General features: G+C 65.7%; 13 protein-coding genes and 1 pseudogene. 7 read left to right on the top strand and 7 right to left on the bottom strand.

The features are described from left to right. Positions 1 to 255: 255 nt before the first annotated feature. From ACVWW1_RS28825 to ACVWW1_RS28815, 3 genes and pseudogenes are all read right to left on the bottom strand, one after another. Positions 256 to 1,296 carry an IS110 family RNA-guided transposase gene (locus ACVWW1_RS28825; RefSeq protein ID WP_456658207.1) on the bottom strand — a complete coding sequence of 347 codons (1,041 nt, stop codon included), beginning with the start codon at positions 1,294 to 1,296 and terminating at the stop codon, positions 256 to 258. Positions 1,297 to 1,484: 188 nt separating this feature from the next. After that, positions 1,485 to 3,093: pseudogene (locus ACVWW1_RS28820) on the bottom strand (Na+/H+ antiporter). Between the two features lie 108 nt (positions 3,094 to 3,201). Next, positions 3,202 to 3,576 carry a nuclear transport factor 2 family protein gene (locus tag ACVWW1_RS28815; protein WP_456658241.1) on the bottom strand — a complete coding sequence of 125 codons (375 nt, stop codon included), beginning with the start codon at positions 3,574 to 3,576 and terminating at the stop codon, positions 3,202 to 3,204. A gap of 201 nt (positions 3,577 to 3,777) precedes the next feature. On the opposite strand from ACVWW1_RS28815, the gene ACVWW1_RS28810 reads away from it, so the two are divergent. After that, complete coding sequence (locus ACVWW1_RS28810; protein ID WP_456658240.1) at positions 3,778 to 4,224, top strand: GFA family protein; 447 nt, start codon at positions 3,778 to 3,780, stop codon at positions 4,222 to 4,224. 12 nt (positions 4,225 to 4,236) lie between these two features. Here ACVWW1_RS28810 and ACVWW1_RS28805 read toward each other — a convergent pair whose 3' ends face one another. Then, positions 4,237 to 4,647, bottom strand: a complete 411-nt coding sequence (locus ACVWW1_RS28805) for a hypothetical protein (RefSeq protein WP_456658239.1) — start codon at positions 4,645 to 4,647, stop codon at positions 4,237 to 4,239. 203 nt (positions 4,648 to 4,850) lie between these two features. Between ACVWW1_RS28805 and ACVWW1_RS28800 the strand changes: the two genes are divergently transcribed. After that, the gene (locus ACVWW1_RS28800; RefSeq protein ID WP_456658238.1) at positions 4,851 to 6,749 is read left to right on the top strand and encodes a caspase family protein; all 1,899 of its coding nucleotides are present in this window, start codon (positions 4,851 to 4,853) and stop codon (positions 6,747 to 6,749) included. Between the two features lie 10 nt (positions 6,750 to 6,759). Here ACVWW1_RS28800 and ACVWW1_RS28795 read toward each other — a convergent pair whose 3' ends face one another. Together ACVWW1_RS28795 and ACVWW1_RS28790 are read right to left on the bottom strand one after the other, a co-directional pair. Then, the gene (locus ACVWW1_RS28795) at positions 6,760 to 7,440 is read right to left on the bottom strand and encodes a DUF1345 domain-containing protein (RefSeq protein ID WP_456658237.1); all 681 of its coding nucleotides are present in this window, start codon (positions 7,438 to 7,440) and stop codon (positions 6,760 to 6,762) included. An 18-nt stretch (positions 7,441 to 7,458) separates the two neighbouring features. Then, positions 7,459 to 8,379 (bottom strand): polyprenyl synthetase family protein, encoded by a 921-nt coding sequence (locus ACVWW1_RS28790; RefSeq protein WP_456658236.1) that lies wholly within the window; start codon positions 8,377 to 8,379, stop codon positions 7,459 to 7,461. A gap of 200 nt (positions 8,380 to 8,579) precedes the next feature. Between ACVWW1_RS28790 and mtgA the strand changes: the two genes are divergently transcribed. The 4 genes from mtgA (at position 8,580) to ACVWW1_RS28770 (ending at position 10,943) form a co-directional block, all read left to right on the top strand. After that, positions 8,580 to 9,251, top strand: a complete 672-nt coding sequence (gene mtgA / locus ACVWW1_RS28785; RefSeq protein ID WP_456658235.1) for a monofunctional biosynthetic peptidoglycan transglycosylase — start codon at positions 8,580 to 8,582, stop codon at positions 9,249 to 9,251. A 157-nt stretch (positions 9,252 to 9,408) separates the two neighbouring features. After that, the gene (rpmF, locus tag ACVWW1_RS28780; protein ID WP_021077536.1) at positions 9,409 to 9,594 is read left to right on the top strand and encodes a 50S ribosomal protein L32; all 186 of its coding nucleotides are present in this window, start codon (positions 9,409 to 9,411) and stop codon (positions 9,592 to 9,594) included. A gap of 226 nt (positions 9,595 to 9,820) precedes the next feature. Then, positions 9,821 to 10,453 carry a hypothetical protein gene (locus ACVWW1_RS28775; RefSeq protein ID WP_456658234.1) on the top strand — a complete coding sequence of 211 codons (633 nt, stop codon included), beginning with the start codon at positions 9,821 to 9,823 and terminating at the stop codon, positions 10,451 to 10,453. 19 nt (positions 10,454 to 10,472) lie between these two features. Further along, positions 10,473 to 10,943: a YybH family protein gene (locus ACVWW1_RS28770; protein ID WP_092120233.1), complete on the top strand. Its 471-nt coding sequence runs from the start codon at positions 10,473 to 10,475 to the stop codon at positions 10,941 to 10,943. 22 nt (positions 10,944 to 10,965) lie between these two features. Here ACVWW1_RS28770 and ACVWW1_RS28765 read toward each other — a convergent pair whose 3' ends face one another. After that, positions 10,966 to 11,250 (bottom strand): hypothetical protein, encoded by a 285-nt coding sequence (locus tag ACVWW1_RS28765; RefSeq protein ID WP_176528492.1) that lies wholly within the window; start codon positions 11,248 to 11,250, stop codon positions 10,966 to 10,968. Between the two features lie 219 nt (positions 11,251 to 11,469). Here ACVWW1_RS28765 and ACVWW1_RS28760 point away from each other — a divergent pair, with 219 nt between their 5' ends. Next, the gene (locus ACVWW1_RS28760; RefSeq protein ID WP_456658233.1) at positions 11,470 to 13,161 is read left to right on the top strand and encodes a putative bifunctional diguanylate cyclase/phosphodiesterase; all 1,692 of its coding nucleotides are present in this window, start codon (positions 11,470 to 11,472) and stop codon (positions 13,159 to 13,161) included. Positions 13,162 to 13,222: the final 61 nt, after the last annotated feature.

The following is a 13,222-nucleotide window of genomic DNA, read 5'->3' as shown; positions in this document are numbered from 1 at the left end:
GTGGACGGCCCCCGTGGCACAAGAGCTTTCTGGGATTGATCGGATCGCTTGCATCCATATGTCCGGCCTGTTGAGTGCGATCGAATGGATCGCTGGCCAAGATGGTTTGCGCGATGCGAGTTCCAAACAACCACGCGACCTGTTGACGGCCGATGGGTCCCACGGATTGTCTCGCATCGTTGCTCGATCGATCGCTCCATCTGCTCTTGCAGCTCCGGGTCGGCTGACGAGCGAGCCCGCCAGCCGGCCAATCTGTTAAGCGGTACCCGTCGTCGCGGCATTCAGCCGTGCGGCGTCATAACTCTCACCCGTCACCATCAGCTTCCAGACGATGCGCGCCACCTTGTTGGCGAGCGCTACGGCCGCAAGCTTCGGCGGCTTACGCTTGATCAGCGCCAGCAGCCAGCGCGAGTGATGACCGCGCCCCCGCCTGGCCTGCTGGATCACCGCCGTGGCCCCGACGACCAGCAGACGGCGCAGGTCCTCATCGCCCGCCCGGGTAATCTTGCCGAGCCTGGTCTTGCCTGCGGTGGAATGGTCCTTGGGTGTCAATCCCAGCCAAGCCGCAAAGTGACGACCGGAGCGGAACGCGCCCGGATCAGGTGTCTTCATCACCAGCATCGTTGCAATGATCGGACCGACCGAGGGGATCTGAGCCAGGCGCCGGCCCGTGGCATCGCCGCGGTGCCAGGCCATCAGCCTGGCCTCAACCACCTCCAACTCGCCCTCGAGCCTGACGCACTCCCGACCCAGCACGACAAACAGCTCGCGCGCCAGAGCGGGAAGCGTCTCGTCCTGCGCGATCCGCGCCAGCAGTGGTTCGATCGCCTCCAGTCCCTTGGGCGCGATCAGGCCATACTCCGCCGCATGGCCGCGGATCGTGTTGGTCAATTGGGTGCGCCGGGCGATCAGTCCGTCGCGGACCCCCATCAGCATCAGCGCAGCCTGCTGCTCGGCCGTCTTCACCGGCACAAAGCGCATGCTCGGCCGGCTCATCGCCTCACACAGGCCTTCTGCATCACGCCCGTCATTCTTGTTCCGCATCACGTAGGGTTTAACCAATTGCGGCGCCATCAGCTTCACCTCATGGCCCAGCCTGGAAAGCTCGCGCGCCCAATATTGCGACGCCCCGCAGGCCTCCATCCCGATCACCGTCGGCGGAAGCTTGGCAAAAAACTCAAGCACCTGCTTGCGCGACAGCTTCTTGCGCAACACCGGCTGTTCCGCCGCGTCAACTCCATGCAGCACAAAAATATGCTTCGACGTATCCATCCCAATACGGATAATCTCTCTCACGGACGGTCTCCTTGTCTGAGATTTACAACAACCTCATTCTGGCACACTGATGCCGTAGGGGGCCGTCCACACCATCAACCACGACCATTCGTTACCACGCCGCGCTGTGGCCCCAACCGTCGCCAAACCGGCAACGGTGGTTATGGGTCCCGGGTCAAGCCCGGGACGACGTGTGGAGATATTCGGGGCTACAAAGGTATCCTGCGGTACTCGCGGTTGGAGAGGCTCGCCTCCTCCAGGTCGAGGTCGCGTTCGATGCGCCGCCTTGTCTCGTCGGTGATCTTGCCGTCGCGCAGCAGCATGTGGATGAACTTGCGCTCGGAGGCGATCAGCTCCCGCGTCAGCGCGGTGCCGGCGGCGGAGACGTCGTGCTTGTCGGGATCGAGCGTATCAGGCAGCTGGTTGATGCGGATTTCGTGGCGCGAGCGCAGCAGTTTGATCACCTCGTCGGAGAGCTCGCGGTCGTCGGTGATGGCGTCGAGCGATTTCAGCGCGGCGTTCAGCGCCTCGCGCCGCGCCTCGATTTCCTGCTCGTGCTCGGCGATATGCTCGCTGCGCCCGTCCTTGGCGAGGCCGAGCACGCGCACCCACCGGCGGCAATCCGAGGCCGAGGCCGACCAGGGTCACAAAGATCACGCCGAAGGCGACGAACAGGATCAGGTCGCGATACGGGAAGGCCTCGCCACCGGGCAATGTCAGCGGCAGCGCAAGTGCCGCGGCGAGCGAGACCGCGCCGCGCACGCCGGTGAAGGCGACCACGAACACCGCCCGCCACGACGGCAGCGGATCGCGCTCGCGCACGCGCCGGCTGATCCAGCGCGGCAGATAGGTGCCGGGAAACACCCAAAGGAAGCGCGCGACGATCACGATGACGGCGACCAGCGCGGTCGCGGTCAGGATGTCGTGCAGCGGAAACGCCTTCGACTTCTCGTACAGCGAGCGCATCTGGAAGCCGGTCAAGAGGAACAGCAGGCCCTCGATCAAATAGATGATCAAATCCCAGAAGAAGATGCCCTGCAGGCGCGTCGCGGCCGAGATCAGCAGCGGTCCGTTCCAGCTCATATAGAGGCCGCAGGCGACGGTTGAGATCACGCCGCTGCCGCCGAAATGCTCGGGGATCCAGTAGGCGAGATAGGGCGTGATCAGCGACAGCGTGATCTCGACCTGGGGATCCCTGGCGCGGCGGCGGGCGCGCAGGCTGAGCCAGCCGACCGCGGTGCCGAACGCGATCTCGCCGGCAACGATGACGAGGAACGTGCCGGTCGCCTTCGGCAGCGAGAACAGCCCGGTGGTGATGGCGGCCAGCGCGAAGCGGTACAGGATCAGCGCGGTCGCGTCATTGGCGAGCCCTTCGCCCTCGAGCACGACCAGGATGCGGCGGGGCATGCCGAGCTTGCGCGCGATTGCGAGCGGTGCGACCACGTCCGGCGGCGCGACGATCGCCCCGAGCAGGAAGCCGATGCTCCAGGGCAGACCGATCAGATAGTGGGTCGCGGCCGCCACCATGAAGGCGGTGAAGATCACGCAGCCGACCGAGAGCAGGATGATCGGCCGCAGATTGGCCTTGAACTCGCGCCAGCTCATCGCGACGCTTGCCGAATAGATCAGCGGCGGCAGCACCACCAGAAGCACGAGCTCGGGCGGCAGTTCCAGCGACGGCATGCCCGGCACGAAGGCGAGCGCGATGCCGACCAGCAGGAGCAGGATCGCCGGCGCGATGTCGGTCCGCCGTGCAACCAGGGCGGTTCCCGCCAGCACGCCGAGCAAAGTGAGAAAGATCTGAAACTTGGCTTCCATAATGGGCTCAATTCGCCCGGAAACCAGCGCCAGTCAATGCGGTCCGGCCGGAGCCGGACCGTTGGGGCATGTCACAAAGCCGTCGCAGGGATGCGGTGGGGCCGCCGGTCAGTCCCGCTGATCGTAGCGGTAGGACTTCGAGACGATCTGCCAGCCGTCGGCGAGCTTCATTGCGACAAGGTAGTCCGTGAAATAGCGCGGCGGCAGCTGGCAGCGCACCTTGATGAAGGCGGTATTGTCGTCGGAGCGGTCGATGGTGACGATGAAGTCCTCGCGCGGCTTGCCCTCGGCCTTCGCCGACGGCCGCTTGCGCACCAAAGCGAGCCAGTCCGGCACGCTGAGGACCTTCAGCTCGCCCTTGTCCACCCAGCGCAGGTCGGCACTGGGATGAAAAGCCGTCGCGAGCTTGTCGGCATTGCTCTCGTAGAGGCCGTCGAAATAGGTTTGCACGACGCTCTCGACGCTGGATCGTTCTTGGTTCATTGGGTGGTCCTCCCGGCAGGGTTTTGGTTGACCAGCGCGCCTTCGAGCGAAGCGGGTACCGGTTCGCGTGAAGAAAACGCGTCAAACAGGAATCGCGAGCCCCCGTTCCGATTCAATCGGAACGGAAAGGGCTTAGGATTTAGCCATGAACCGCTGGATTGCGCCATGGCCGGCGATAAAAATCCGCGTGAGGAGTGAGTTGTGACCGCATCTGCAAATTCGAACGCAAGCTCGAACGAAACTATCCTGACCGGCGAATGCTTCTGCCGCGACGTGCGCTACGAAGTCGCCGACGCGTTCACCTATGCGCTGAATTGTCACTGCTCGAACTGCCGGCGCACCACGGGCTCGGCGTTCAAGCCGTTCGCGGGAATCGTGCGCGAAAAATTTACCGTCACCAGCGGCGCCGATGGTCTTTTGATCTACGGCGACGAGCTCACCCACGACGCGCATTGCGGCCGCTGCGGGTCGCTGCTCTATTCGCGCGTCCGTAACGGCGGCTATGTCCATGTCACGATGGGTACGCTGCGCGATGCGCCGACGATCCGGCCGACCGCGCATATCTTCGTCGGCTCCAAGGCGCCCTGGTACGAGATACTGGACGACCTGCCGCAATATCAGGAGCACGTCACGCAAGGCGGGGAATAGATCCGCGTGAAGTCAATTCTTGTCTTGGGCTTGGTCCGCTTGCGCGGCAACGGTCGCGGATGGTCCCAGCGCGAAGGCGAGCACGACGTTGTCGGCGCGTTGCTTGAATTCCTTCCCAACCGCGCTGCGCGCGGCGTCGGCGAGTTCCTGCAACGGCTTGTCCTGCAGCAGGCCAGGGAAGGTGACGGTCACAGACGAGAGCCGGCCATTGTGCCAGTTGAAGCCAACCGCCGGTTTGACCCCGATCGTTGCAAGGAGATCCTGCTCCACGGCCCTGGCGTGCTTGAAGCCGTCGAATACGGCATCGACCAGGCCGCAGCCCGCGGCGCAGCCGGCCAAGAGCGTGAGGGCGAGGAGGGCTCGTGCCGTGCTGCGGACCTTGCCGGCTCTGGCGGCTGGAACCGCCACGCTTGTGCCCTGCATCATGTCCTCCGTGGCTCTGTTCCTGTTGCCGCGATCGTGCACGAAATCGCGTGGCCAGCCAAATCCGAACCGGCGGTCTGTTTCGTCGACTAACAGTCAGGATGGCATGGTCCACGCCGTCGCGGATCGTGAGGCGCCTCACAAAGCCCCCCGGCTGCTTCTGGTAAACGGACCTGCATGCTAGAAACGGCCAGAGTGTCGCCATGAACGGGTCTGGGCTCTTGAACTTGAAACGGTTGCTGCTCGCCGTGGCGGCCTTGCTGGTGATCGCCTGCCAGCCCGCCTTCGCCGAGAAGCGCGTGGCGCTCGTGCTTGGCAACTCGGCCTATCGGAATACGGCGCCGCTGGCCAACCCGGTCAACGACGCATCGGTGATGGCCGCGACGTTGAAGAATGCCGGTTTCGACGTGGTCGACTTCCGCAAGGACCTCCCGGCCGTCGAAACCCGCCGCGCGCTTCGCGAATTCGCCGACCTCGCCCGCGATGCCGATATCGCGCTGGTCTATTACGCCGGCCACGGCATCGAGGTCGACGGCGCCAATTATCTGATCCCGGTCGACGCCCGGCTGGAGCGCGATACCGACGTCTATGACGAGGCGTTTTCGCTCGACCGCATCCTGGTCGCGATCGAGCCGGCTAGGCGACTGCGGCTGGTGATCCTCGATGCCTGCCGCGACAATCCGTTTGCCAAGACCATGAAGCGGACACTGGCGACCCGGGCGATCGGGCAGGGGCTCGCCAAGGTCGAGCCGACCAGCCCGAACGTGCTGATCGCCTATTCCGCGAAGGCCGGCTCGACCGCCGCTGACGGCGACGGCAAGAACAGTCCGTTCACGATCGCGCTGTCGAAGTTCCTGCCGACCCCCGGTCTCGATGTCCGCCGCGCCTTCGGCTATGTCCGCGACGAGGTGCTGAAGACCACGAACAGCCGCCAGGAGCCGTTCGTCTACGGCTCGCTCGGCGGCGAGGACGTGCCGCTGGTGCCGGCACCGGCCAAGCCGGCGCCGGCCGCTGCCGCTGCCGCGCCGGTTGCGCCGGCACCGACGCCGCAGTCGGAGGCCCGTCGCGATTACGAGCTGGCGCTGCAGATCGGCAATAAGAGCGCGATGAACGCCTTCCTTGCCCAATATCCCAGCGGCTACTACGCCAACCTCGCCAGGCTGCAGCTGGAGAAGTTCACCGCCGAGGACGCGCGCGTGGCCGCCACCGAGAAGGCGCGTCTGGCCGAGCAGGAGCGCGCCCGGCTCGCCGCCGAGGGCGCACACAAGGCGCAGCAGGCCAAGGCCGAGGCCGACGCAAAGGCTGCCGAAGCGGCGCGTCTTGCCGCGGAGCGGGCCAAGCAGGTCGCACAGGAACAGGCCGCGGCCGCCGAGCAGAAGCGGCAGGCGGATGTTGCGCTGGCCGATCGTGCCGCGACGAACAAGGCGGTTCCCGATCAAGCGGCAACGCAGGCCGCGGTCACACCGCCGGCTCCACCGGCTGCTCCCGAGAAGACCACGACCGTGGCCGCATTGGCCACCGGGTCACCCGAGGTGGACGTGGTCAAATCGGTGCAGACCGAATTGCGCCGTGTCGGCTGCCTGACCGGCACCGTCGATGGCGACTGGAACGCAGCCTCGCAGCGCTCGCTGACGCTGTTCAACCGCTATGCCGGCACCAAGCTCGACATCAAGACCCCGAGCGTCGACACCCTCGATGCCGTCAAGCTGAAGCAGTCCCGCGTCTGCCCGCTGGCCTGCGAGCACGGCTACAAGGCTAACGGCGATCGCTGTAGCAGGATCGTGTGCGCCGAGGGCTCGTTCCTCAACGACGACAATGAATGCGAGAAGCAACGTGAGCGGAAGCCGGTGGCCAAGCGCGACAGCGACGAGCATCCGTCGCGCCGTGACCGCGAACGCGCCTTCCGTCCGCAGCGCGAGCCACGGATCCCGTCCGCAGACATTCCGCGCCCGCAGGGCCGCGCCAGGGCGGAAGGCGGCGGCAGCGGTCAGATCATGTGCGATGCCTATCTGTGCCGTCCGGTCAGGCACGGCTGTCATCTCGAGTACCGCGGCGGCGGCGGTCCCGGCGGCAACGTCGGCAATGTCGAGGTCTGCAACTAGCTATCAGCGGCTAGATCGCGCTCGCTGCGATATTCACCATCAGGGCCAGCAGTGCGGTGTTGAAAACGAACGAGATGATGCCGTGCACGGTTGCGGTGCGGCGGATGATCTTGGCGGTGATGCCGACGTCGGAGACCTGCGCGGTCATGCCGATCACGAACGAGAAATAGACGAAATCCCAGTAATCGGCGTCGGTATGCGCATCGCCGCTCGGAAACTGCAATCCGCCGGGCGTCTTGCCGCGGTAGAACTCGTGGGCGTAGTGCAGCGCGAACGCGGTGTGGACCGCCGTCCATGACAGCGTGATGGTGACGATTGCCACCGCCAGTCCGGCCGGGTTGCCCTTGGATGCGCCGAGCTCGAATACGATGGCAAGGAGGCTCGCCAGTGCGCCGAACGCGGTCAGCAGCAGGATCAGGAAACGGCCATCGTCCTGCAAGATGGCGCTGCGCTTGATGTGGGCGACGCCACAGCGCAGCATCATCACATAGGCGAGCACGAGATAGAGCGCGGCGAAGGCGTCCCAGCCGGCCAGCATGCGGGTGACGAGGCGCATCGATCCGGGGATCAGCAGCGCGACGGCGATGCCGACCGCGACCGAAACGAAGGTGCGCGGCCGGCCCACCACCACGCGGACCGGCATCGGCAACTTGCGGAAGCGAACAAGGCGATCGTCGAGGTCCTTGCTCATTTCGCGCTTTGCTTTCAGCTAGTTCTTGCGCTCTGCGACGAAGCGGGCGGCCGCGCGCAGCACGTCGCCCCGGTTCCCGAACACCGACAGCGCGGCGTCGGCGCGGGCCAGCAGGTCGCTCACGCGCTGCTTGGCGCCGTCGATGCCGAGCTGGGTGACGAATGTGGTCTTGCCGAGCGCCGCGTCCGCGCCTGCCGGCTTGCCGAGTGCGGCGGCGTCGCCCTCGACGTCGAGCAGATCGTCGGCGATCTGGAAGGCTTCGCCGAGCGCTTTGCCGTAATCGTCCAGCGCCTGGTATTCCTTCTGCGAGGACTGGCCGAGGATCGCGCCGGCGATGCAGCCGAAGCGGAGCAGCGCGCCGGTCTTCATCTGCTGCAGGCGCGCGACGTCGACCGGCTCGCGGTCGCCGAAGCGGCCTTCGCCGGCGAGGTCGAGGATCTGGCCGCCGGCCATGCCGCCGACGCCGGAGGCGCGCGCCAGCGCGCGGGTCAAGAGCAGGCGCACCTGGGCGTCCTTGTGGATCGCATCGCGGGTGATGATGTCGAAGGCAATCGTCAGCAGCGCGTCCCCGGCGAGGATCGCGGTGGCGTCGTCATAGGCCTTGTGCAGGGTCGGGCGGCCGCGGCGCAGATCGGAATTGTCCATCGCGGGCAGATCGTCGTGGATCAGCGAGTAGCAGTGGATGCATTCGAGCGCTGCGCCCACCAGCAGGGCGGATTCGCGCGGGATGCCGAACACCGCAGCGCTCTCGACCGCGAGGAACGGCCGCAGCCGCTTGCCGCCGCCGAGGCTCGAATAGCGCATGGCCTCGATCAGCCGCTTCGGGCGCACGATCTCGTCGCTCTCGGTCGCATCGGACAGCAGTTTGGCGAGCAGGGCTTCGGTATCCTCCGCGGTCTGGTCCAGCCGCTTGGAAAACTCTGCAGTACCGGTCGTCATTAAGAATTGCTCCAGATCGATTTTCGGCCGGACAATCGTTGATGGGATCGGCTTCGTCAATTCCCGGCCTGCGACGGATTGCGCCTTAAAAGTGCTGGAAAAACCGTGAATTATCCCGCAGACGTCTGACGGCGCCGGCCGTGTTCTGGCGGGCGGGTCCGAAATCCTCCCTGGAAAGGTCCTCCCCGGAAACCCCAGCTTTGCGCATTGTCCGGATTTTATTGCTGCTTTTGCTGGCCCTGCTGTTGCTGCCCTATCTGGTGACGCCGTTCTACCGCACCGGTCAGCCAGTTTCGGCCCTGATGGCGTGGCGGACCCTGCGAGGGGCCCCGGTCACACGGCATTGGATCGATTTCGGCGCGATGTCGCCCTATCTGCCGCGGTCCGTGGTCGGCTCGGAGGACGCCCATTTCTGCAAGCATCGGGGCGTCGATTGGGGCGCGCTGCGCGAGGTGATCGACGACGCCGGGGATGGTGAGGCGGCCCGCGGCGGCTCGACCATCACCCAGCAGGTGGCCAAGAACCTGTTCCTGTGGCCCGGCCGCAGCGTGATCCGCAAGGGGCTGGAATTGCCGTTGGCGCTCTGGATCGATTTCGTGCTGCCGAAACAGCGGATTCTGGAAATCTACCTCAACATCGCGGAAATGGGGCCGTCCGGGCAGTTCGGGGCAGAGGCCGGTGCCCAATATGCCTTTGGCCGGTCGGCGGCAGAGCTGTCACCCCGGGAGGCGGCGCTTTTGGCGGCGATCCTGCCGAATCCGGTCAAAAGGAATGCCCGGAACCCCGGTCCGGGGGTCCGCAGGCTGTCCGGCACCTACATGGCCCGGGCCAACTCCGTGACGCGCTGCTGGCACGAAAATCGCGGCTCTTGAGCGCGATTTCGAGCGGATTTTGCTGTCTCCGGGCCTAGATTTACGCGGTCCCTTCCTCTATAAGCGCGGCCTTACCGGCATCGCAGCTTGCGCTTCGAAGCGCTGAGCCCGTCCGCATTTCGGACGATGCCTCCGCAACACCCTAGAGGACACCGTCATGGCCGTTCCCAGAAGAAAAACCTCGCCGTCGCGCCGTGGCATGCGCCGTTCGGCCGATGCGATCAAGACCCCGACCTATGTCGAGGACAAGGACTCCGGCGAGCTGCGCCGTCCGCACCACCTCGACCTGAAGACCGGCATGTACAAGGGCCGCCAGGTCCTGAAGGCCAAGAAAGAGTCCTGATCGGACCTTCGGCTTTCGCGCCGCAGGCGGGAGCATGATCCGGAAAAGTGCGTAGCGGTTTTCCCTCGCGACAAACGCCAAAGGCGTTTGCGCGGAAATCATCCTCCAATCAAGACGGCGCTGCGCCTGAATTCGGCCAACGAGTGCGGCCAAGACGGGCGCGTCGGCGGCGAGGCCAATGAGCATCGCCGCATTGCTGGTTCTCCCTGAATAAGGCGCAAGCCCGATGGTCGGTTTTCCGCTGCTGCTCGTTCCGCTCGCGGTCTACAACATCATCGCCTTCCTGATGCCCGGCGTGTCGTTCACGGACCCGCTGATCAGGCTGACATTGCTGTCGGGCGAGCAGTGGCAGATCACGCTCAGTGACATGCTGCTTGCTGCCGGTGTGCTGTTGTTGCTGCTCGAGGTCATCAAGGGCACGCGCCCCGGCGCGAAATATCTCACCGACCATCTGCTGTCGCTGATCGTGTTCGGCGCGGCGGCCGCCGAATTCGTGCTCTGGCCGAAATTCGGCAACTCGACCTATTGCCTGCTGACGCTGCTGGCGATGGTCGATTTCATTTCCGGAATTGCGCTGCGCACCCGCCGCCGCGCGGTGGTCGCGCCCGCAGCGCCGGCGCCGGTCAGCAAGCCGCAGCCCGCCGCGGTCGAGACGCCACGGCCCGCACCCGCGGCGGAGCCTGCCCCGCCGCGGCCCGAGCCTGCACCCGTCGTCACACCGGCGCCCGCCGCGCCGGTCCCGCCAGCGACGTCAGTTGCGGAATCCGTGCTGCTCGATCAGTCCGCGCCAAAGCCCACGGTCAATTCGCCGGATTTGCAGCCCGGCGGCCAGCCACCGTCGGACACGCCGCAGCGCTAGACCCCTTTCGAGGACGATCATGAGCGGAGAAACGGCCCTTCCGATCGCCGATTCAACGACCACTCAATCGATCTTCGACTGGCTCGAACGGTTCGCCGCCTGCGTCAGGGCGGTCGACTATGCTGCCGCCCGTCCGTTCTGGCATTCGGACATCATCTCGTTCGGCACCTATCAGGAGCTCATCCACGGCCGTGCGCGCTGGACCGAGATGCAATGGGACAATGTCTGGCCCCGCACCGCGGATTTCGCCTTCGATCTCGCGCATGCGCAGGTGCTGATCAGCGCCGACGGCGGCATGGCGACGGTGATCACGCCGTGGACGAGCACCGGCTTCCATGCGGACGGCAGCCGCTTCGACCGGCCGGGACGGGCGACGATCATTCTCGCGCGTCAGGCCGACGGGCGCTGGCTCGGCATCCATTCCCACATGTCGCTGCGCCGCGGCGTGCCGCAGGACAGCCACGGCAACCGGCCCGTCAAGGCCCATTGATCGCAGTGCGGCGTTTGACCTTCTAGATGATTTGCCTGGTGCGCCGCGCGACGCTACGGCGTTCGTCGAGATGCGGGCCGTAGGCGCTCTGCGCGTCAGCCAATGACCCACGCCGCAGCCAGCAGGTCTGCGGCTCGTGGGCGGCGGTGGCGATCAGATGGGCCACAAACGACGGATCGGCATGCGCCAGCGGGATCTTGGGCGCCCAATGGGTGGTCGCGGCCAGCGGCACCAGAGCCGTGCCGGTCGCCCCGGCAGTATCTGTGAACTCGCCGTCCAGGACCTCTGATTGATCGATATCGCGCATCGCCTGCGACCCGTTGGAGCGTCATCATTTGGGACGTTGCGTCCCTCTGCAACACCCTCATGGCAAGGGTCATGCCCGTCATCCCCAGTTCGTTCCGCGGCAGTCGAAAACGTGGTTTCCAGATTATTTATCAAGTTCTCCTAGCGTTGGATTCGCCGGAACCACTATCTTGAGGGTGTGTAGAATCACCGGGTGCCGTCCCAAATCGAGACACGTTCGATGCCCCCTGTCCCGCCAGCTGCCAGCATCCTCGCCTCGCTCGGCCAAGCGACATTCGCCTGGGACCTGGCGACCGACGCGATTGCCTGGAGCGACAATGTGGCGACGGTCTTCCCGGACATTCCGGTCGCTGCGCTTGCGAGCGGCGGCGAGCTCGTAAAGCTGATCGAGCCAATGCGCTCGGTTCGATCAGATGCGCTCGGCCAGACTGGAACGGTGCGGGGCGGCGAGGGGGTTCCCTACCGGATCGAATACGGCGTGCGGGCCGTCACCTCAGCGCCGTTAATCTGGATCGAGGAGACCGGCTGCTGGTTTGCCGGCGCCGACGGCAAGCCGGCGCGCGTGCAAGGCGTCGTTCGCATCAACAATGAACGGCATGCCCGCGACGAGCAGCTCGTGAAGCTGTCGCGGCACGATCCGCTGACCAACGAGCTCAACCGCACCCATCTGATCGCCTCGCTCGCCGAGACCATCGAGGAGTGCGCGCGCTTCCGCACCTCCTGCGCGTTCATGCTGATCGGCATCGATCATCTGGCGCGGGTCAATGATGCGTTCGGCTTCGATGTCGCGGACGCCGTCATCGCCGAGGTGGCGAAACGGATTCGTGCGCGGCTGCGCAGCGGCGACATGCTCGGCCGCTTCTCCGGCAACAAGTTCGGGCTGATCCTGCGCAACTGTACAGTCGACGACACCAACGTGGCCGCCGAGCGTTTCCTCGCCGCGGTGCGCGACGAGGTGGTGCCGACCAGGTCCGGCCCGGTGTCGGTAACGGTCTCGATCGGCGCCGTCACCATCCCGCGCCACGCGAAGTCGGCGGAGGAGGCGGTCAATCGTGCCCAGGAGACGCTGGACGCCGCCAAGAGCCGCCGCGCCGGATCGTTCGCGCTGTGGAAGCCGAATGTCGAGCGCGACGCCCAGCGCCGCGTCAACATCCGCGTCACCGACGAGATCGTCACCGCGCTGAACGAGCGCCGCATCCTGATCGGCTTCGAGCCGGTGGTCGATGCGCGTTCGCGGCAGCCTTCGTTCTACGAATGCCTGGTCCGCATGGAGCAGGAGGACGGCAGGGCGCTGCTCGCGCCCGATATCGTGCCGGTCGCCGAGCGGCTCGGCCTGATCCGGATGGTCGATCATCGCGTGCTGGAGCTTGCGATCGCCGAGCTCGCCGCCGCCCCTGGCGTTCAGCTCAGCCTCAACATCTCGCCGGACACCACGATGGATCCGGACTGGTGGGCCACCATCGAATCGCTGATGCGCGCGCATCCCGGCGTCGGCGAGCGGCTGATCGTCGAGATCACCGAGACGGTCGCGATCCAGGACATCGACGACGTCCGCGGCTTCGTCACGCGGCTGAAGAATTTCGGCAGCCGAATCGCGATCGACGATTTCGGCGCCGGCTACACCTCGTTCCGCAATTTGCGCAAGCTCGGCGTCGATATTGTCAAAATCGACGGCGCCTTCGTGCAGAACATCGTGCGTTCGGCCGACGACCGCGCCTTCGTGCAGACGCTGATCGATCTCGCGCGCCGCCTTGAAATTAAGACCGTCGCCGAATGGGTGCAGGACGAAGAAGCCGCCGTGATGCTGCGCGAGTGGGGCTGCGACTTCATCCAGGGCCGCCTGATCGGCCTCGCCTCGCCGGACCGGCCGTGGAATGCGCCGGCGGACAAGGCCGTGCCCGCCGCGGGTTGAAGCGCGATGATCGGCTGATCACCGCGCTCCCGCTTCGCTCTCGATAGCGGTTGCTCAAAAT

The organism is Bradyrhizobium sp. JR3.5 (genome assembly GCF_054057015.1).
This window is presented reverse-complemented; position numbering and strand designations above follow the sequence as displayed.

Coding starts and splice junctions, on each gene's coding strand:
- ACVWW1_RS28815 (WP_456658241.1), bottom strand. CDS start 3,576: ATGAACCAAGAACGATCCAGCGTCGAGAGCGTCGTGCAAACCTATTTC.
- ACVWW1_RS28805 (WP_456658239.1), bottom strand. CDS start 4,647: ATGCAGGGCACAAGCGTGGCGGTTCCAGCCGCCAGAGCCGGCAAGGTC.
- ACVWW1_RS28800 (WP_456658238.1), top strand. CDS start 4,851: ATGAACGGGTCTGGGCTCTTGAACTTGAAACGGTTGCTGCTCGCCGTG.
- ACVWW1_RS28795 (WP_456658237.1), bottom strand. CDS start 7,440: ATGAGCAAGGACCTCGACGATCGCCTTGTTCGCTTCCGCAAGTTGCCG.
- ACVWW1_RS28790 (WP_456658236.1), bottom strand. CDS start 8,379: ATGACGACCGGTACTGCAGAGTTTTCCAAGCGGCTGGACCAGACCGCG.
- rpmF (WP_021077536.1), top strand. CDS start 9,409: ATGGCCGTTCCCAGAAGAAAAACCTCGCCGTCGCGCCGTGGCATGCGC.
- ACVWW1_RS28775 (WP_456658234.1), top strand. CDS start 9,821: ATGGTCGGTTTTCCGCTGCTGCTCGTTCCGCTCGCGGTCTACAACATC.
- ACVWW1_RS28770 (WP_092120233.1), top strand. CDS start 10,473: ATGAGCGGAGAAACGGCCCTTCCGATCGCCGATTCAACGACCACTCAA.
- ACVWW1_RS28765 (WP_176528492.1), bottom strand. CDS start 11,250: ATGCGCGATATCGATCAATCAGAGGTCCTGGACGGCGAGTTCACAGAT.
- ACVWW1_RS28760 (WP_456658233.1), top strand. CDS start 11,470: ATGCCCCCTGTCCCGCCAGCTGCCAGCATCCTCGCCTCGCTCGGCCAA.